The following is a 17,556-nucleotide window of genomic DNA, read 5'->3' as shown; positions in this document are numbered from 1 at the left end:
TACTGTTAGTACCTAGTCATAAAAATGGATGGTGCGGAATGAAAAAGAGAAGAAAAAAAGAAAGACAAGAGTTGTTACAACAAACAATAGAAGTAAATCCGTTTATTACGGATGAAGAATTAGCTGAACAATTTCAAGTGAGTATACAAACAATTCGTCTCGATCGAATGGAACTTTCGATTCCAGAATTACGAGAACGAATAAAACATGTGGCAACGAAACAACATGAAGAAGATGTAAAATCTTTACCACTTGATGAAGTGGTAGGAGAAATTATTGATATAGAATTAGATAGACATGCAATTTCTATTTTTGAAGTGAAAGTAGAACATGTCTTTAAACGTAATCAAATTGCTCGCGGGCATCATTTATTTGCGCAAGCAAACTCATTAGCTGTTGCGGTTATTGATGAAGAATTAGCTTTAACTGCGAAGTCTACCATTCGATATATTCGTCCTGTAAAATTAGGAGAGCGTGTTGTTGCAAAAGCGCGTGTTGAAGATGTAGAGAATGATAAAGGACGGACGGTTGTCAAAGTGCAAAGTTTTGTTGGAGATGAACTTGTTTTTGCTGGCACTTTTGAAATGTATCGATCTAGTAACTATAGTGAGGAAGGGAACAACTTATGAGAATCGCAATAGATGCAATGGGTGGCGATCATGCGCCGAAATCTGTCGTGCTTGGAGCAATGAAAGCAATTAATGAATATTCAGATTTACATATTACTTTAGTTGGAAAAGAAGATGAAATTCGCAAATATTTAACAAGCGAAGAGCGGATTACAGTGCTGCACACAGATGAAGTAATTGAAGGGACAGATGAGCCTGTACGAGCGGTGCGTCGGAAAAAGCAAGCTTCTATGGTACTTGCTGCGCAGCAAGTAAAAGAAGGTGCAGCCGATGCTTGTATTTCAGCTGGGAATACAGGGGCTCTTATGGCAGCTGGATTATTTGTAGTAGGACGTATAGAAGGGATAGAGCGCCCTGCTCTTTCTCCGACGATGCCAACAGTAGATGGAAAAGGATTTGTTATGCTAGATGTTGGCGCAAATGTCGATGCGAAAGCAATTCATTTGTACCAATATGCTGTAATGGGATCTGTATATGCGGAGAAAGTAAGAGGGATTTCTAACCCTCGCGTAGGTCTTTTGAATGTTGGAACTGAGGACGGAAAAGGAAACGAGCTTTCTAAACAAGTCTTTGCAATGCTAAAAGATGCGCCGCTTAACTTTGTTGGAAATGTAGAATCACGAGATTTATTGCAAGGTGTAGCTGACGTGGTTGTTTGTGACGGATTTACAGGGAATATTGCTCTTAAAACGTTAGAGGGGACTGCAATATCTTTATTCTCAATGCTGAAAGAGCAATTAATGAGTTCATTTACAAGCAAACTAGCGGCAGCGGTATTAAAACCAAAATTAATGGTATTAAAAGATAAAATGGATTATTCAGAGTATGGAGGAGCAGCTTTATTTGGATTGAAAGCTCCTGTCATCAAAGCGCATGGTTCTTCAAATGATCAATCAATTTTTAGTGCGATTCGTCAAACACGGGAAATGGTAGCAAAGGAAGTTATTCCTACTATTCAGAGTGTAATGGAGGAAGAACCGCTTCAATAATGAGGAGGGTTTGCAATGGGAAAACTGGCATTTCTTTTTCCAGGACAAGGTTCACAAGCAGTTGGAATGGGAAGTCAATTAGCAGAAAGTTATGAAGAGGCTACAAAAGTATTTCGTCAAGCTGATGGAATTTTAAAGGATTCTCTTTCATCACTTATTTTTGAAGGGCCTCAAGAAGCATTGACGTTAACGACCAATGCACAACCAGCATTGGTAACGACGAGTATTGCAATTTTAAAGGTATTAGAGCAGTACGATATTACACCAGATTATGTTGCAGGACATAGTTTAGGTGAATATAGTGCGCTAGTAGCAGCGGGTGCTCTGTCATTTGAAAATGGTGTATATGCTGTTAGAAAACGCGGCGAATACATGGAAGAGGCTGTGCCAAATGGCGAAGGTGCCATGGCAGCTATTTTGGGAGCAGATCCTGAAATGTTAAAGCAGGTAACTGAGGAAGTGACAAATGAAGGTTATTCTGTTCAAATTGCGAATATGAATAGCAAAAAGCAAATCGTAATTTCTGGTACAAAGCAAGGTGTAGAATTGGCTTCAGAAAGAGCGAAAGAAAACGGTGCAAAGCGTGTAGTTCCACTACGTGTTAGCGGTCCGTTTCATTCATCACTTATGAAACCAGCGGCTGAGAAGTTTCGAAGCGTGTTAAATGAAATTAAGATTGAAGATGCAAAAATTCCGGTAGTTGCAAATGTAACAGCAGATTGTATTACGCGTAAAGAAGACATTCAAGAAAAATTAATTGAGCAACTCTATTCCCCTGTATTATGGTATCCATCCATTGAACGTATGGTAGAACTTGGTGTAGATACATTTATTGAAATTGGGCCTGGAAAAGTTTTAGCTGGTCTTATGAAATCAATCGCTCCGTCTGCGAAAGTATATGCGATATACGATGAGGAGACAATGAAAGATACCATTTCGAAACTGAGAGGAGAAGGCTAATGTTATTAAAAGACAAAGTTGCGTTAGTAACGGGAGCATCTCGCGGAATTGGCCGTGCAATTGCAATAGATTTGGCAAAACAAGGTGCAAAAGTAGTTGTAAACTACGCAGGAAACGAATTGAAAGCAAATGAAGTTGTTGATGAGATTAAAAATTTAGGTTCAGAAGCAATTGCAGTAAAAGCAAATGTTGCAAGTAGCGAAGAAGTAACTGACATGGTAAAACAGACTGTTGATACATTTGGTCAAATTGACATTCTTGTAAATAACGCAGGCATTACGAAAGATAATTTGTTAATGCGTATGAAAGAGGAAGAATGGGACGCGGTTATTAATACAAACTTAAAAGGTGTCTTTTTATGTACAAAGGCTGTATCTCGTTATATGATGCGTCAACGTCATGGACGCATTATTAATATCGCTTCCGTTGTCGGTGTTACTGGAAATCCAGGACAAGCAAACTACGTTGCAGCAAAAGCTGGTGTAATTGGATTAACAAAAACTTCAGCAAAAGAGCTAGCAAGTCGTAACATTACAGTAAATGCGATTGCTCCTGGATTTATCGTAACAGATATGACAGGTGTATTGGCGGAAGATGTAAAGAGCGAAATGCTAAAGTTAATTCCAATTGCAAAATTTGGAGAAGCTAAAGATATTTCAAATGCAGTTGCCTTTTTAGCATCGGATGCGAGTCGTTATATTACTGGACAAACACTTCATGTTGACGGCGGCATGGTGATGTAAGGGAAGAAACTATAGAAATAGGTTGATTTCATCTCGTTTTTCTGTACAATATTAAATATGATGTCTTGAGGAGAGCGGATGAATTAAAAACAGTAATTGTTTGTCTATACTTTTTAAAGGAGGTGAATGAATATGGCAGACGTTTTAGAACGTGTAACGAAAATCATCGTAGATCGTCTAGGAGTAGACGAAACAGAGGTAACACCAGCTGCGAACTTTAAAGAAGATTTAGGTGCTGATTCCTTAGATGTAGTAGAACTTGTAATGCAATTAGAAGATGAGTTTGAAATGGAAATTTCTGATGAGGAAGCAGAAAAGATTGCTACTGTTGGCGATGCTGTGACTTACATAGAGAGTCATCTATAATGCTTGATAAAGTCCCGTTTATATACGGGGCTTTCTCAGCATATATACCTGGAGGGACCTATGCCGTACAGAAAGTATAGAGATAAGAAGCATGAAACTAAATATCGAGAGGCTTTTAAAAAGTTTCAAGAGAAAATAGGTATTACATTTACAAATGAAAAGTTGTTGATTCAAGCATTTACGCATTCATCGTATGTGAATGAGCATCGAAAAAAGCCACATGAAGATAACGAGCGTCTTGAATTTCTTGGAGATGCGGTATTAGAACTGACAGTTTCGCAATACTTGTTTCAAAAATATCCGACAATGAGTGAGGGCGAATTAACAAAACTTCGCGCTGCTATTGTATGTGAACCTTCTCTCGTGCGCTTTGCAAATGAGTTATCATTTGGGAATCTTGTCCTTTTAGGAAAGGGAGAAGAAATGACAGGAGGGCGTGAACGTCCAGCGTTATTAGCGGATGTCTTTGAAGCATTTGTTGGCGCACTTTACCTCGACCAAGGTTTGGAAAAGGTATGGGGATTTTTAAAAACAGTTGTTTATCCAAAAATTAATGAAGGTGCTTTTTCTCATGTGATGGATTTTAAAAGTCAACTACAAGAGTTAATTCAGCGTGATGGTAGCGGGAATATAGAATATCAAATTTTGCAAGAAAAAGGACCGGCTCATAACCGAGAATTTGTATCGCGCGTTACACTAAATGGCGAATCATTAGGTCTTGGAAGTGGGAAGTCTAAGAAAGAGGCAGAACAGCATGCTGCCCAAGAAGCGTTAGAGAAATTAAAAGAGAACTTATAGCGAATCCCCCTTATATTTAGGGGGATTCCTTGTGCATAAAGGGGGGAGGCCTTTCGTGTTTTTAAAACGATTAGAAATAGTAGGATTTAAATCTTTCGCAGAACGTGTGTCGATTGACTTTGTACCAGGTGTAACGTCTGTAGTAGGGCCGAATGGAAGCGGGAAAAGTAATATTACAGATGCAATTCGTTGGGTGCTGGGTGAACAATCTGTAAAATCGCTGCGCGGTGCGAAAATGGAAGACATTATTTTTTCCGGCAGTGATACACGTAAAGCATTAAATATTGCAGAAGTCACATTAACATTAAATAATGAGGATCAACGTCTACCAATTGAATATAACGAAGTAAGTGTAACGAGACGAGTATATCGTTCTGGAGATAGTGATTTTCTTATTAATAAACAGTCTTGTCGTTTAAAAGATATTGTTGATTTATTCATGGATTCAGGTATGGGGCGTGAAGCGTTTTCTATTATTAGTCAGGGTAAAGTGGAAGAAATTTTAAGCAGCAAAGCAGAAGATCGTCGTAGTGTTTTTGAAGAAGCGGCTGGTGTGTTGAAATATAAAATTCGCAAGAAGAAAGCGGAAGGAAAATTAGCGGAGGCGCAAGAGAATTTAAATCGTGTAGAAGATATTATTTACGAGTTAAGTACGCAAATTGAACCTCTTGAAAGACAAGCTTCTATTGCAAAAGATTATCTTGAGAAAAAAGATGAACTAGAAAAAGTTGAAGCGGCATTAATTGTGTATGAAATTGAAGAATTACATGAAAAATGGGAAGCGCTTCGTGAGCAATTTAAACATAACAAAGATGAAGAAGTGAAGGTATCAACGCATCTTCAAAAAGATGAAGCGGATTTAGAAGAAATACGCGGAAATGTACAAGCTATTGATGAGTCTATTCAATCTTTACAAGAAGTTCTTCTTCTTTCTAGTAAAGAACTTGAAAAGTTAGAAGGGCAACGTGAACTGCTGAAAGAAAGAAAGAACAATGCAACCGCGCATTGCGCGCAGTTAGAAGCATCCATTCATGAGTTAACAGAAAAAGCTTCTGTATATGAAGGAAGTGCCATGCAAGGAACAGAAGAATTGCTGGAATTAGCAAGTCATGTGAAAGAGTTAGAACAGAAACTTCAAGATAGCGAACGAGTGTTGTCTACATATGAACAAAATTTAGATGAGAAAATTGAACATTTAAAAGGGGATTATATTGAACTTTTAAATCAACAGGCAAGCTATCGAAATGAACTTTCAATGTTAGAGGAACAATTTAAACAGCGAGATTTCAAAAATCAACGTCTTGACGAAGAAAATGAAAAATATGTACAAATGCGTATAGGCATTGCGCAGAAAAAATCAACTTTCATTGAAAAATATGAACATATAAAAGAACAAATTATAAATCTGTTGTCAAACATGCAGCAAACGGAAACTGCACTGGGGAAATGTAAAGATCAATATAGTGAAAATGAGACAAAGCTGTATCAGGCATATCAATATGTTCAGCAAGCTCGTTCTCGTAAAGAAATGCTTGAAGAAATGCAAGAAGATTATTCTGGATTTTACCAAGGTGTCCGTGAAGTGTTAAAAGCGCGTGATAGCCAGTTGCATGGTATTGAAGGTGCGGTTGCAGAGCTTCTTACTGTACCAAAAAAATATGAGGTAGCGATGGAAATCGCGCTTGGGGCAGCAATGCAACATGTGGTTGTACAAACAGAAGAACATGCACGCCGAGCTATTACATTCTTAAAGCAAAACCGCCATGGCCGTGCGACCTTTTTACCCCAAAGTGTTATAAAGGGCCGAGCGCTTAATACGGAGCAACTTCGCATGATAAGTCAGCATGCGTCATTTATAGGGATAGCTTCAGAGCTTGTACAGTACGATAATAAATATGAAAATGTAATTACAAATTTATTAGGTACAGTTATAGTTGCAAAGGATTTAAAAGGGGCAAATGAATTAGCGAAGCAAATGCAGTATCGTTATCGCATTGTTACATTAGAAGGGGATCTTGTGAATCCTGGTGGTTCAATGACAGGCGGTGCAGTGAAGCAAACGAATTCTTCTTTATTAGGACGTCAACGCGAATTGGAAGAGTGGAATGAAAAGTTGACAGATATGGAAGAAAAGACTGAGAAGCTAGAGAACTTTGTTAAAGCGTTAAAACAAGAAATACAAGAAAAAGAAGTGAAGTTGAAGGAACTAAGACAAAATATTGAAGAAAAGCGTGTAGACGAACAAAAATACAAAGAAGAAATGAATCAGTTAGAGCTGGAAGAACATCGTATTAACGAGCGTTTATCTATTTATGATTTAGAGCTAGAAGGATTTTTACAAGATCAAGCGAAGATACAAGGGCGAAAAACTGAGCTGGAAGAAACGCTTACTGAGCTGCAAAGAAAAATTTCGGAACTCGATATAACGATTGCAGAGTTAACACAACAAAAGAATGAGCAGCATTCTTCGAGGGAAAAAGTTCAGAAAGAGATTACCGATCTAAAAGTACAAGCAGCTGAAAAGCATCAACGATTATCAAACCAAAAAGAAACAGTAGAACGCCTGACAAGAGAACGAGATGAAACGAAAAAGAATCTTATAAAGACAAAAGAAGATTTAGCATTCTTAAAACAAGAAATGACATCGAATTCTAGCGGCGAAGAACAAATTACAAGTATGATTGAAAAGAAAACACACGATAGAAATCAAACTGTGGAATTAATTAGCTCACGCCGTGAACAACGTCTTGATTTACAAGGGCGGTTAGAACATCTAGAGTTAGAGGTAAAAGAAGCGAAACGTAGGCATAAATACTTGCTTGATGTATTAAAAGATCAAGAAGTGAAAATAAATCGTTTAGACGTGGAGTTAGAAAATCGCTTGCAACACTTAAGGGAAACGTATACCATTTCTTTTGAATCGGCGAAACAAAAGTATACGATGACAATGTCTAGCGAGGAAGCTCGTAAAAAAGTGAAATTAATTAAACTATCCATTGAAGAACTCGGTACAGTAAATATAGGTGCTATTGATGAATTTGAGCGCGTATCTGAGCGCCATACGTTTTTATTAGAGCAACGGGATGATTTGCAAGAGGCAAAATCAACACTGCATCAAGTAATTGACGAGATGGATGAAGAAATGAAAAAGCGTTTTTCTTATACATTCCAAGCGATTCGTACAGAATTCCAGCTAGTATTTAGTGAGTTATTTGGCGGTGGACGTGCAGACTTGGTTATGACAAACCCGAAAGATTTATTAAATACAGGGATTGATATTGTTGCGCAACCACCAGGGAAAAAGTTGCAAAATTTAGGTCTTCTTTCTGGAGGAGAACGAGCATTGACTGCTATTGCGTTGTTATTTGGTATTTTAAAAGTTCGTCCTGTACCGTTTTGTGTGCTAGATGAAGTTGAAGCTGCATTAGATGAGGCGAACGTTGCTCGATTTGCACAGTATTTGAAAAAATTTAGTAATGAAACGCAGTTTATTGTTATTACGCACCGAAAGGGTACGATGGAAGAATCTGATGTATTATATGGTGTAACGATGCAAGAGTCTGGTGTGTCCAAGCTTGTTTCCGTTCGTTTAGATGATGGGGAAGAGCTTGTTACGAGCAAATAGGAAGGATGGAAAAGAATGAGTTTTTTTAAAAAATTAAAAGAAAAAATTTCAAAGCAAACAGATACGGTAACAGAGAAGTTTAAACAAGGTTTAGAAAAAACAAGAAATTCCTTTGCAGAAAAAGTAAATGATTTAGTATATCGTTATCGGAAAGTTGACGAAGAGTTTTTCGAAGAGTTAGAGGAAATTTTAATTGGTGCGGATGTAGGTGTGTCCGTAGTAATGGAGTTAATTGACCAATTAAGAGATGAAGTGAAGCGTCGTAATATTCAAGACCCAAAAGAAGTACAAGCTGTTATCTCTGAAAAATTAGTTGAGATTTATAAAGGTAACGGTAATTTTAATAATGAATTAAATGTACAAGATAACGCATTGACAGTTATTTTATTTGTCGGAGTAAACGGAGTTGGAAAAACAACGACGATTGGAAAAATGGCACATAAATTTAAATCGGACGGCAAATCTGTATTATTGGCAGCTGGTGATACATTCCGTGCTGGGGCGATCGAGCAGCTAGAGGTGTGGGGAGAACGTGTTGGTGTAGAGGTAATTAAACAAGGATCAGGTTCTGACCCAGCGGCTGTTATGTACGATGCAATTCAGGCTGCAAAATCGCGAAAAGTGGATGTTTTGTTATGTGATACGGCAGGTCGTTTGCAAAATAAAGTCAACTTAATGAAAGAGTTAGAGAAAGTAAAACGTGTAATCGAACGGGAAGTTCCTGGAGCTCCTCATGAAGTATTACTTGTCATTGATGCAACAACAGGGCAAAATGGTTTAAGCCAAGCGAAGACATTCCGTGAGGCGACAAATGTAACGGGAATTGTCTTAACGAAATTGGACGGAACTGCCAAAGGTGGAATCGTATTGGCAATTCGTAATGAGATGGATGTACCGGTGAAATTTGTTGGTTTGGGAGAACAAATGGATGACTTGCAAGCATTTGACCCAGAACAATATGTATATGGATTATTTGGCGACTTTGTAGAAATAGAAGCACAATAAAGTGAAACTTCCAGCAGTGGGAAGGACTTTATCTCCCACTGCTGGTTAGTTGGACCAATCGGGCTTTTACGGACAGTTCTCTCCCGTTTATCTTCTTCGCTTTTCTCTGCAGCTTGAGGGGGGCTTACTGTCCGTTAATGCGGGATAAAGTGAATGTTCGATTCGTGCTAGTTTTTATCTATATAAATACAAATTAAAAACTAACACAAAAAGCCTATTCGTTTGAAGTGAGCGAGAGCATTTGCCTCATAGAAGCGATCAAGCCTCTTCCCTGCTACGTACAAGAGCTTAAAACATATGTAGAAAAAGAAGGAGCGGTGTTTCCCGCTTCTTTTTTTGAGTATAAATTAAGATGTTAAGAAAAAAACTTGACACACCTTTATTCTACATGTAAACTAATCGATGTAAAGGTAATTCACTTAACAAAGGGTGATTCAACATGCTCGAAAAAACAACGAGAATGAATTATTTGTTTGATTTTTATCAATCGTTGTTAACGCCAAAACAAAGAAGTTATATGTCACTTTACTATCTTGATGATTTATCGCTTGGTGAAATTGCAGAGGAATTTGAAGTAAGTCGCCAAGCAGTGTATGATAACATTAAACGGACAGAAGCGATGCTTGAAGAATATGAAGAAAAGTTATTGTTACTTCAAAAGTTTCAAGAAAGGCAGCAACTTGTTGCAAAGTTAAAGCAGCTAATCAGCGAAGAAGAGCATGTAGATGAACAAGTAAAACAAGTTGTTGAAGCTATCGAAAATTTAGATTAGGAGGGCGGCAATATGGCATTTGAAGGATTAGCCGACCGACTTCAACAGACAATGCAAAAAATTCGCGGCAAAGGGAAAGTATCCGAAGCCGACGTAAAAGAAATGATGAGAGAAGTTCGTCTTGCACTTTTAGAAGCCGACGTTAACTTTAAAGTAGTAAAAGATTTTGTAAAGCGTGTGTCTGAACGTGCTGTCGGACAAGATGTAATGAAAAGTTTAACGCCTGGACAGCAAGTTATTAAAGTAGTACAGGAAGAACTTACTGAGTTAATGGGCGGCCAGCAGAGCAAAATCGCTGTCTCTAACCGTCCGCCAACTGTTATTATGATGGTAGGTTTGCAAGGAGCGGGGAAAACGACTACAACAGGTAAGCTTGCGAATTTACTTCGTAAAAAGCATAATCGGAAACCGATGCTTGTTGCAGCTGATATTTATCGTCCAGCGGCAATTAAGCAGCTTGAAACACTCGGTAAACAATTGGATATGCCAGTTTTCTCTTTAGGAGACAAAGTAAGTCCTGTTGAAATCGCAAAACAAGCAATTGCAAAAGCAAAAGAAGAACACCATGATTATGTTCTTATTGATACAGCAGGTCGTCTGCATATTGATGAAGAACTTATGGATGAATTAGCACAAGTGAAAGAAGTAGCGAAACCGGATGAAATTTTCCTTGTTGTTGATGCAATGACAGGACAAGATGCGGTTAACGTTGCGCAAAGTTTCCATGAACAGCTTGGTTTGACAGGTGTGGTATTAACGAAATTAGATGGTGATACGCGCGGAGGTGCAGCGCTATCTATTAAAGCTGTTACAAACACACCGATTAAATTTGCTGGTATGGGTGAGAAATTAGATGCACTAGAGGCATTTCATCCAGAACGTATGGCATCGCGTATTTTAGGTATGGGTGATGTTCTGACGTTAATTGAAAAGGCGCAGGCGACAGTTGATGAAGAAAAAGCAAGAGAACTTGAGCAAAAAATGCGCACACTTTCCTTTACGTTGGATGATTTTCTTGAGCAACTAGGACAAGTGCGTCAATTAGGACCACTTGATGAGCTACTAAATATGCTTCCTGGTGCTGGGAAAATTAAAGGATTAAAAAATGTCCAAGTTGATGAAAAGCAAATCGGACACATTGAAGCGATTATTCGCTCAATGACAAAATTAGAGCGTGAACAACCGGAAATGATTAACGCTAGTCGTAAGAAACGTATTGCTAAAGGTAGTGGTACGACTGTACAAGAGATCAATCGTCTTTTGAAGCAATTTGAAGATATGAAAAAGATGATGAAAACGATGTCTGGTATGCAAAAAGGTAAGAAAAAAGGACTAGGTGGTTTGAAGTTTCCATTTATGTAAGGAAAAAAAGATGGCTCTGTTAAGAAATTTTACTTTACAAAGGGTCACTCTTTTTGCTAATATTATTATCTGTGTGAAATATATTCGGAGGTGCTTTATAAATGGCAGTTAAAATTCGTTTAAAACGTATGGGAGCTAAAAAATCTCCTTTCTATCGTGTAGTTGTTGCAGATTCTCGTTCTCCTCGTGACGGACGTTTCATTGAGGAAATCGGAACTTACAATCCAGTTGTTGTTCCAGCTGAAGTTAAAATCAACGAAGAAGCAGCATTAAAATGGTTAGGAAACGGTGCGAAACCATCTGATACAGTTCGTAACCTTTTCTCTAAGCAAGGTATCATGGAAAAATTCCACTTATCTAAACAAGGTAAGTAATTAAAGCAATGGCTATGTCAGGGTTAATCGAAACGATTATTAAACCCCTTGTGGATCATCCTGAAGATGTGAAGGTTACAAAGGAACTGTACAACGGAGAGATGAAGTATCGATTAACCGTACATCCTGAGGATGTGGGTAAAGTCATTGGGAAACAAGGGCGAGTTGCAAAGGCAATTCGAACGATCTTATATGCAGCGGGACATCATCAAAATGAAAAAGTCACGCTGGAAATTCAATAAGTACGAAAAGGGCGAGGATCTGTTCCTCACCCTTTTTTAACATTTTAAGATAAATCGCATCTCCGGCAAAGAGAATGGGGATGCTAACGACATATAACGAACAGGGGTGACGTGCTGTTTATGACGAAATGGTTTAATGTAGGGAAAATTGTAAATACTCACGGTGTTAGAGGAGAAGTGCGTGTCGTTTCGCGTACAGATTTTCCAGAAGAGCGTTATAAAGTAGGGAACACATTATACATATGGCAAGAGAAAAGTGCTGAGCCATTAGCTGTAAAGATTACTTCTCATCGCAGTCATAAGTCTTTTGATTTATTGACGTTTGAAGGCTATAACAATGTAAATGAAGTAGAAGTGTGGAAAGGTTCTTTATTAAAAGTCCCAGAGGACCAGCTTGGAGAATTGGCTGAAGGAGAGTATTATTATCACGAAATTATTGGTTGTACGGTTGTAACAGAAGACGGAGAGACAATTGGTACGATTAAAGAAGTTCTTTCTCCTGGGGCAAATGACGTTTGGGTCATTAAACAGCCAAAAGGCCAAGATATTTTAATCCCATATATTGAGGAAGTTGTCTTACAAGTAAACATCAATGAACAGCTTGTGATCATTCACGTGATGGAAGGATTACTGTAATGAAAATTGATATTTTAACATTGTTTCCAGAAATGTTTACTGGTGTATTTGGTTCTTCTATATTGAAAAAAGCACAAGAAAAAGAAGCGGTTCAGCTAAGAGTTGTTAATTTTCGTGATTATTCAACTAATAAGCATAATAGTGTGGATGATTACCCGTATGGCGGGGGAGCTGGGATGGTATTAACACCACAGCCTATTTTTGATGCTGTAGAAGAGTTAACGAAGGAAACGGAGCGTAAACCACGCGTTGTGTTAATGTGTCCGCAAGGAGAGCGTTTTACCCAAAGAAAAGCTGAAGAACTATCTGAAGAAGAACATATCATTTTTATTTGTGGCCATTATGAAGGGTATGATGAGCGTGTTCGTGAGTATCTTGTAACCGATGAAATTTCAATAGGTGATTATGTATTAACGGGTGGAGAATTGGCATCTATGGTTATTACAGATAGCGTTGTTCGCTTATTACCTGATGTTTTAGGAAATCGACAGTCACAAATAGAAGATTCATTTAGTACAGGCTTATTAGAACATCCACATTATACAAGACCAGCGGATTTTCGTGGAATGAAAGTACCGGATATACTTCTGTCTGGAAATCATAAATATATTGAAGAATGGCGTCATAAAGAATCATTGCGCCGTACCTTTATGCGTCGCAATGATTTATTAGAGGAACGTAGTTTATCTAAACAAGAGGAAAAATGGTTAGCTGAATTTAAAGAAGAGAAGTAAAAAATGCTATTGCAACAAACTGAACAATATGCTATTATAACACTTGTGCTACTTATAGAGGGTAGCCGTTAACAACGGTGTTCCGCTGCAATTTATGATATGACTTTGTATGAGCATCTGTTTGGAAGGAGAGAATTGAATATGCAACAATTAATCGCAGATATTACAAAAGGTCAATTAAAAACTGATTTACCTTCATTCCGTCCTGGTGATACTTTACGTGTACACGTAAAAGTAGTAGAGGGTACTCGTGAGAGAATTCAGATTTTTGAAGGCGTTGTAATTAAACGTCGTGGTGGCGGAATTAGCGAAACATTCACAGTTCGTAAGATTTCTTACGGTGTAGGTGTTGAACGTACATTCCCAGTTCACACGCCAAGAATCGCGAAAATCGAAGTACTTCGCCGTGGTAAAGTACGTCGTGCTAAGTTATACTACTTACGTAACCTTCGCGGTAAAAAAGCACGTATTAAAGAAATTCGATAAGACATGTATGGGAGCTTGTATTTGCAAGCTCCCTTTTTCCAATCTAGCTGTGTCTTTACTTACATACTAACAGCTTACATAATCGTGGAGGGGAATCGCATGACAAAACAAAAAAGTACGCTTTGGGAATGGACAAAAGCTATTTTGATTGCTGTTGTCTTAGCTTGGATTATTAGACAGTTTTTCTTTGCGCCAATTCTTGTAGATGGTGTATCTATGTCACCGACTCTTCATGATCGTGATCGTATGATTGTCAATAAAATAGGTTATCACATTGGAGAACCAAAACGCTTTGATATTATTGTGTTTCAAGCAACCGAAGATAAGGATTACATTAAACGTATCATTGGTTTGCCTGGTGATCAGATAGAATATCGAAATGACACACTCTATATTAACGGAAAACCGTATGAGGAGCCGTATTTAGATAAGCAGAAAAAGCAGCTTGCGGATGGTCCATTAACGTATGATTTTAAGCTTGAAGAAATTACAGGGAAGACAACAGTTCCAAGGGGAGAATTATTTGTATTAGGAGATAATCGCCGTTTTAGTAAGGATAGTCGTACAATTGGAACCATTTCAATAGACCAAGTAATTGGAAAAGCTAATATATTGTATTGGCCATTCAAAGATGCACGTATTGTAAAATGAATGTAGAAAAGAAGGTGGAAATATGGTAATTCAATGGTTTCCTGGTCATATGGCTAAAGCAAGGCGCCAAGTAACAGAGAAATTAAAATTAATCGATGTGGTAATTGAACTTGTTGATGCAAGATTGCCATTATCATCACGAAATCCAATGATTGATGAAATTATTACGCACAAGCCAAGACTTGTTGTTTTAAATAAAGCCGATATGGCAGATGATCGTGTAACAAAAGAATGGATTGCTTATTTTGGAGAACAAGGCCATAAAGCAATCTCTATCAATGCGCAGGCTGGACAAGGTATGAAAGAAATTACAGCAGCTTGTAAAGAACTTGTTAAAGAAAAATTTGATAAAATGATTGCAAAAGGTATTAAACCAAGAGCAATTCGTGCTTTAATTGTTGGTATTCCGAACGTTGGGAAATCGACATTAATTAATAAATTAGCGAAGAAAAATATTGCGAAAACGGGCGATCGTCCAGGTGTAACAACGGCGCAGCAATGGATTAAAGTAGGGAAAGAAATGGAACTATTAGATACGCCAGGTATTTTATGGCCAAAGTTTGAGGATGAAATGGTTGGACTTCGTCTTGCAACGACTGGAGCAATTAAAGATTCTATTTTAAATTTGCAAGATGTGGCTGTGTATGCCCTTCGCTTTATGGAGAAACAGTATCCAGAACGTTTGAAAGATCGTTATAAGTTAAATGAAATTCCAGAAGAGATTGTCGAACTATTTGATGCGATTGGAAAAAATAGAGGCTGTTTAATGGGCGGGGGACTTGTTGATTATGATAAAACATCAGAACTTGTTCTTCGTGAGCTTCGCGGTGGTAAACTTGGGAAAATGACATTTGAAACACCAGAAGAAATTACGGAAGAAGCATAGAGTGACGCTTCTATTTCGTTCACTTCATTTTATAAATTATACGGGTAGTTATTTTAGCCTAGCGTCTTGTATTTTTTCGAATGCAAAGATACGGCTCGCTAATATTAACTAGGGAGAAAAGGCACGCTATTGCGCGCCTTTTCTTACTTGTAGGAGGAATTACGTATGTCTAAAAAACAAACAATTCAAGAAATCGAAACTTTATTGCAAGAAATTGAACAGGAAGACGATGAACGTTTTCGCATGTTATTAGCAGACGAACGAAAAGGCGTGCAGAGACTTATTTTGAAATGGAAAAAACAGAAAGCGGATAAACAAAAAGAAAGACAAAAATTCATTGAGATGTCAACATATGAGAATGCGCTTCGTCAAAAGGGAATTGAATTTATTGCTGGTATTGATGAAGTCGGAAGAGGTCCGTTAGCAGGACCTGTTGTTGCGGCTGCTGTTGTACTCCCAGAAGATTTCTATATGCCTGGTTTGAATGATTCGAAAAAACTGAGTGAGGCGAAGCGTGAGCAATTTTATGAAGGAATTAAAGAGCAGGCGCTCGCAATTGGGATTGGAATTATCCCGTCTCACGTTATTGATGAGATAAATATTTATCAAGCAACGAAACAAGCGATGTTAGGGGCTGTAAGTAATTTATCGTGCAAACCAGAGCATTTGCTAATTGATGCAATGGAACTTGAGGCTTCTATCCCGCAAACGTCTATTATTAAGGGAGATGCGAAAAGTATTTCGATTTCAGCTGCATCTATCATTGCGAAAGTCACGAGAGATCGCATGATGAAAGAACTTGGGAAACAGTATCCACAGTATGGATTTGAGCAACATATGGGTTATGGAACGAAACAACATTTACAAGCGATTGAAGTTTATGGTGTGTTAGATGAGCACCGAAAAACGTTTGCTCCAATTAAAGATATGATTGAATAATAAGTTGTGAATTTGCAGCTTATTTTTTTATTTTTGTATATTAACATTATTATTTTTAAAAAAGAATAAAGCGATTTCAGTTTTCTGACACTTTATTGTAGACAGCATCGCAATCATTTTATACAATGTCAATGTAGTGTTTAAAAACATTAAAAAACTTTTCGAGTAAAACAGGAAGATAGGGGAGGATGGGACCATGAATATCCACGAGTATCAAGGTAAAGAAGTCCTTAGAAACTATGGGGTAAGCGTTCCGAACGGGAAGGTTGCCTTTACAGTAGAAGAAGCTGTAGAAGCAGCGAAAGAATTAGGAACAAGTGTATGTGTAGTAAAAGCACAAATTCATGCTGGCGGACGCGGCAAAGCTGGCGGTGTAAAAGTAGCAAAGAACTTAGAAGAAGTTCGTACATATGCAGAAGAAATTCTAGGGAAAACACTTGTAACCCATCAAACAGGTCCTGAAGGTAAGGAAGTAAAGCGCTTACTTATCGAAGAAGGATGCGACATTAAAAAAGAGTATTATGTTGGTCTTGTATTAGATCGTGCGACTTCTCAAGTTGTGTTAATGGCGTCTGAAGAAGGTGGAACAGAAATTGAGGAAGTAGCAGAGAGCACACCAGAAAAAATCTTTAAAGAATATATTGATCCTGCTGTAGGCCTACAAGGCTTCCAGGCGCGTCGTATTGCGTTTAATATCAATATTCCAAACGAGCTTGTTGGACAAGCTGTAAAGTTTATGATGGGCTTATACCGTGCGTTTATTGAAAAAGACTGTTCTATCGCAGAAATTAATCCACTTGTTACAACAGGTGATGGAAAAGTTATGGCGTTAGATGCAAAATTAAACTTCGATTCTAATGCTTTATATCGTCATAAAGATATTTTAGAACTTCGTGATCTTGATGAAGAAGATCCGAAAGAAGTTGAAGCTTCTAAATATGACCTGAACTATATTTCGCTAGATGGAAATATTGGTTGTATGGTAAATGGTGCAGGACTTGCAATGGCAACGATGGATATTATTAAACATTATAACGGTGACCCAGCTAACTTCTTAGATGTTGGTGGCGGTGCTACAGCTGAAAAAGTTACAGAAGCTTTCAAAATCATTCTTTCTGACAAAAATGTAAAAGGTATTTTTGTTAACATTTTTGGCGGCATTATGAAATGTGATGTAATTGCAGAAGGTGTTATCGAAGCAACAAAACAAGTAGGTCTTGAATTACCGCTTGTTGTTCGTTTAGAAGGTACAAATGTAGAGCTAGGAAAGAAAATTTTAAATGAATCTGGCTTAAATATTGTTGCAGCAGAATCTATGGCAGACGGTGCACAAAAAATTGTTTCACTAGTAGGCTAATA

19 protein-coding genes are annotated in these 17,556 nt (G+C 37.9%); all 19 read left to right on the top strand.

What is annotated here, in order from left to right; genetic code table 11:
* Positions 1-38 precede the first annotated feature (38 nt).
* The 19 genes from fapR to sucC all read left to right on the top strand — a co-directional run bounded on the left by fapR (position 39) and on the right by sucC (position 17,554).
* Positions 39-629, top strand: a complete 591-nt coding sequence (gene fapR / locus H280_RS0100740) for a transcription factor FapR (RefSeq protein ID WP_028411046.1) — start codon at positions 39-41, stop codon at positions 627-629.
* The gene (gene plsX / locus H280_RS0100735) at positions 626-1,618 is read left to right on the top strand and encodes a phosphate acyltransferase PlsX (RefSeq protein ID WP_020059188.1); all 993 of its coding nucleotides are present in this window, start codon (positions 626-628) and stop codon (positions 1,616-1,618) included. The genes fapR and plsX overlap by 4 nt, the downstream gene beginning before the upstream one ends.
* Positions 1,619-1,633: 15 nt before the next feature.
* Complete coding sequence (fabD, locus tag H280_RS0100730; protein WP_020059187.1) at positions 1,634-2,578, top strand: ACP S-malonyltransferase; 945 nt, start codon at positions 1,634-1,636, stop codon at positions 2,576-2,578.
* Positions 2,578-3,321 carry a 3-oxoacyl-[acyl-carrier-protein] reductase gene (gene fabG, locus H280_RS0100725; RefSeq protein WP_020059186.1) on the top strand — a complete coding sequence of 248 codons (744 nt, stop codon included), beginning with the start codon at positions 2,578-2,580 and terminating at the stop codon, positions 3,319-3,321. Before fabD ends, fabG begins: the two co-directional genes overlap by 1 nt.
* 132 nt (positions 3,322-3,453) lie before the next feature.
* The gene (gene acpP, locus H280_RS0100720) at positions 3,454-3,687 is read left to right on the top strand and encodes an acyl carrier protein (protein WP_020059185.1); all 234 of its coding nucleotides are present in this window, start codon (positions 3,454-3,456) and stop codon (positions 3,685-3,687) included.
* 60 nt (positions 3,688-3,747) lie between these two features.
* Positions 3,748-4,485, top strand: coding sequence for a ribonuclease III (gene rnc, locus H280_RS0100715; RefSeq protein WP_020059184.1), 738 nt, complete (start codon positions 3,748-3,750; stop codon positions 4,483-4,485).
* Between the two features lie 55 nt (positions 4,486-4,540).
* Positions 4,541-8,110: a chromosome segregation protein SMC gene (smc, locus tag H280_RS0100710; protein ID WP_028411045.1), complete on the top strand. Its 3,570-nt coding sequence runs from the start codon at positions 4,541-4,543 to the stop codon at positions 8,108-8,110.
* Positions 8,111-8,125: 15 nt separating this feature from the next.
* On the top strand, positions 8,126-9,115 hold the full coding sequence (gene ftsY / locus H280_RS0100705; RefSeq protein ID WP_020059182.1) for a signal recognition particle-docking protein FtsY: 990 nt from the start codon (positions 8,126-8,128) through the stop codon (positions 9,113-9,115).
* A gap of 439 nt (positions 9,116-9,554) precedes the next feature.
* Entirely contained in the window at positions 9,555-9,887 is a 333-nt protein-coding gene (locus H280_RS0100700) for a putative DNA-binding protein (RefSeq protein ID WP_020059181.1), read from the top strand.
* Positions 9,888-9,899: 12 nt separating this feature from the next.
* Positions 9,900-11,249: a signal recognition particle protein gene (gene ffh / locus H280_RS0100695; RefSeq protein WP_020059180.1), complete on the top strand. Its 1,350-nt coding sequence runs from the start codon at positions 9,900-9,902 to the stop codon at positions 11,247-11,249.
* Between the two features lie 101 nt (positions 11,250-11,350).
* Positions 11,351-11,623 carry a 30S ribosomal protein S16 gene (gene rpsP / locus H280_RS0100690; RefSeq protein WP_020059179.1) on the top strand — a complete coding sequence of 91 codons (273 nt, stop codon included), beginning with the start codon at positions 11,351-11,353 and terminating at the stop codon, positions 11,621-11,623.
* A gap of 14 nt (positions 11,624-11,637) precedes the next feature.
* Positions 11,638-11,865: a KH domain-containing protein gene (locus H280_RS0100685; RefSeq protein ID WP_028411044.1), complete on the top strand. Its 228-nt coding sequence runs from the start codon at positions 11,638-11,640 to the stop codon at positions 11,863-11,865.
* Between the two features lie 120 nt (positions 11,866-11,985).
* Positions 11,986-12,501 carry a ribosome maturation factor RimM gene (gene rimM / locus H280_RS0100680; RefSeq protein WP_020059177.1) on the top strand — a complete coding sequence of 172 codons (516 nt, stop codon included), beginning with the start codon at positions 11,986-11,988 and terminating at the stop codon, positions 12,499-12,501.
* The gene (gene trmD / locus H280_RS0100675; protein WP_020059176.1) at positions 12,501-13,235 is read left to right on the top strand and encodes a tRNA (guanosine(37)-N1)-methyltransferase TrmD; all 735 of its coding nucleotides are present in this window, start codon (positions 12,501-12,503) and stop codon (positions 13,233-13,235) included. Before rimM ends, trmD begins: the two co-directional genes overlap by 1 nt.
* Before the next feature lie 141 nt (positions 13,236-13,376).
* A complete protein-coding gene (rplS, locus tag H280_RS0100670; RefSeq protein WP_020059175.1) occupies positions 13,377-13,721 on the top strand; it encodes a 50S ribosomal protein L19 in 345 nt (114 codons plus the stop codon).
* A 99-nt stretch (positions 13,722-13,820) separates the two neighbouring features.
* Entirely contained in the window at positions 13,821-14,372 is a 552-nt protein-coding gene (gene lepB / locus H280_RS0100665) for a signal peptidase I (protein ID WP_020059174.1), read from the top strand.
* Between the two features lie 22 nt (positions 14,373-14,394).
* On the top strand, positions 14,395-15,258 hold the full coding sequence (ylqF, locus tag H280_RS0100660; protein ID WP_020059173.1) for a ribosome biogenesis GTPase YlqF: 864 nt from the start codon (positions 14,395-14,397) through the stop codon (positions 15,256-15,258).
* Between the two features lie 165 nt (positions 15,259-15,423).
* Positions 15,424-16,197, top strand: coding sequence for a ribonuclease HII (locus tag H280_RS0100655; RefSeq protein WP_020059172.1), 774 nt, complete (start codon positions 15,424-15,426; stop codon positions 16,195-16,197).
* Positions 16,198-16,393: 196 nt separating this feature from the next.
* The gene (sucC, locus tag H280_RS0100650; protein WP_020059171.1) at positions 16,394-17,554 is read left to right on the top strand and encodes an ADP-forming succinate--CoA ligase subunit beta; all 1,161 of its coding nucleotides are present in this window, start codon (positions 16,394-16,396) and stop codon (positions 17,552-17,554) included.
* Positions 17,555-17,556 lie beyond the last annotated feature (2 nt).

The organism is Bacillus sp. 123MFChir2, from assembly GCF_000383235.1.
In the GTDB taxonomy this organism is placed as follows: Bacteria; Bacillota; Bacilli; order Bacillales; family Bacillaceae_G; genus Bacillus_A.
The sequence above is the reverse complement of the archived record's forward strand: the minus strand, read 5'-3'. Positions and strand labels throughout refer to the sequence as shown.

Bases quoted from the DNA above. Each gene is read 5' to 3' on its own strand.
- acpP (WP_020059185.1), top strand. From the start codon at position 3,454: ATGGCAGACGTTTTAGAACGTGTAACGAAAATCATCGTAGATCGTCTA.
- H280_RS0100655 (WP_020059172.1), top strand. From the start codon at position 15,424: ATGTCTAAAAAACAAACAATTCAAGAAATCGAAACTTTATTGCAAGAA.
- trmD (WP_020059176.1), top strand. From the start codon at position 12,501: ATGAAAATTGATATTTTAACATTGTTTCCAGAAATGTTTACTGGTGTA.
- rimM (WP_020059177.1), top strand. From the start codon at position 11,986: ATGACGAAATGGTTTAATGTAGGGAAAATTGTAAATACTCACGGTGTT.
- H280_RS0100700 (WP_020059181.1), top strand. From the start codon at position 9,555: ATGCTCGAAAAAACAACGAGAATGAATTATTTGTTTGATTTTTATCAA.
- rpsP (WP_020059179.1), top strand. From the start codon at position 11,351: ATGGCAGTTAAAATTCGTTTAAAACGTATGGGAGCTAAAAAATCTCCT.
- rplS (WP_020059175.1), top strand. From the start codon at position 13,377: ATGCAACAATTAATCGCAGATATTACAAAAGGTCAATTAAAAACTGAT.
- ylqF (WP_020059173.1), top strand. From the start codon at position 14,395: ATGGTAATTCAATGGTTTCCTGGTCATATGGCTAAAGCAAGGCGCCAA.
- fabD (WP_020059187.1), top strand. From the start codon at position 1,634: ATGGGAAAACTGGCATTTCTTTTTCCAGGACAAGGTTCACAAGCAGTT.
- ffh (WP_020059180.1), top strand. From the start codon at position 9,900: ATGGCATTTGAAGGATTAGCCGACCGACTTCAACAGACAATGCAAAAA.
- fapR (WP_028411046.1), top strand. From the start codon at position 39: ATGAAAAAGAGAAGAAAAAAAGAAAGACAAGAGTTGTTACAACAAACA.
- plsX (WP_020059188.1), top strand. From the start codon at position 626: ATGAGAATCGCAATAGATGCAATGGGTGGCGATCATGCGCCGAAATCT.
- fabG (WP_020059186.1), top strand. From the start codon at position 2,578: ATGTTATTAAAAGACAAAGTTGCGTTAGTAACGGGAGCATCTCGCGGA.
- rnc (WP_020059184.1), top strand. From the start codon at position 3,748: ATGCCGTACAGAAAGTATAGAGATAAGAAGCATGAAACTAAATATCGA.
- ftsY (WP_020059182.1), top strand. From the start codon at position 8,126: ATGAGTTTTTTTAAAAAATTAAAAGAAAAAATTTCAAAGCAAACAGAT.
- H280_RS0100685 (WP_028411044.1), top strand. From the start codon at position 11,638: ATGTCAGGGTTAATCGAAACGATTATTAAACCCCTTGTGGATCATCCT.
- sucC (WP_020059171.1), top strand. From the start codon at position 16,394: ATGAATATCCACGAGTATCAAGGTAAAGAAGTCCTTAGAAACTATGGG.
- lepB (WP_020059174.1), top strand. From the start codon at position 13,821: ATGACAAAACAAAAAAGTACGCTTTGGGAATGGACAAAAGCTATTTTG.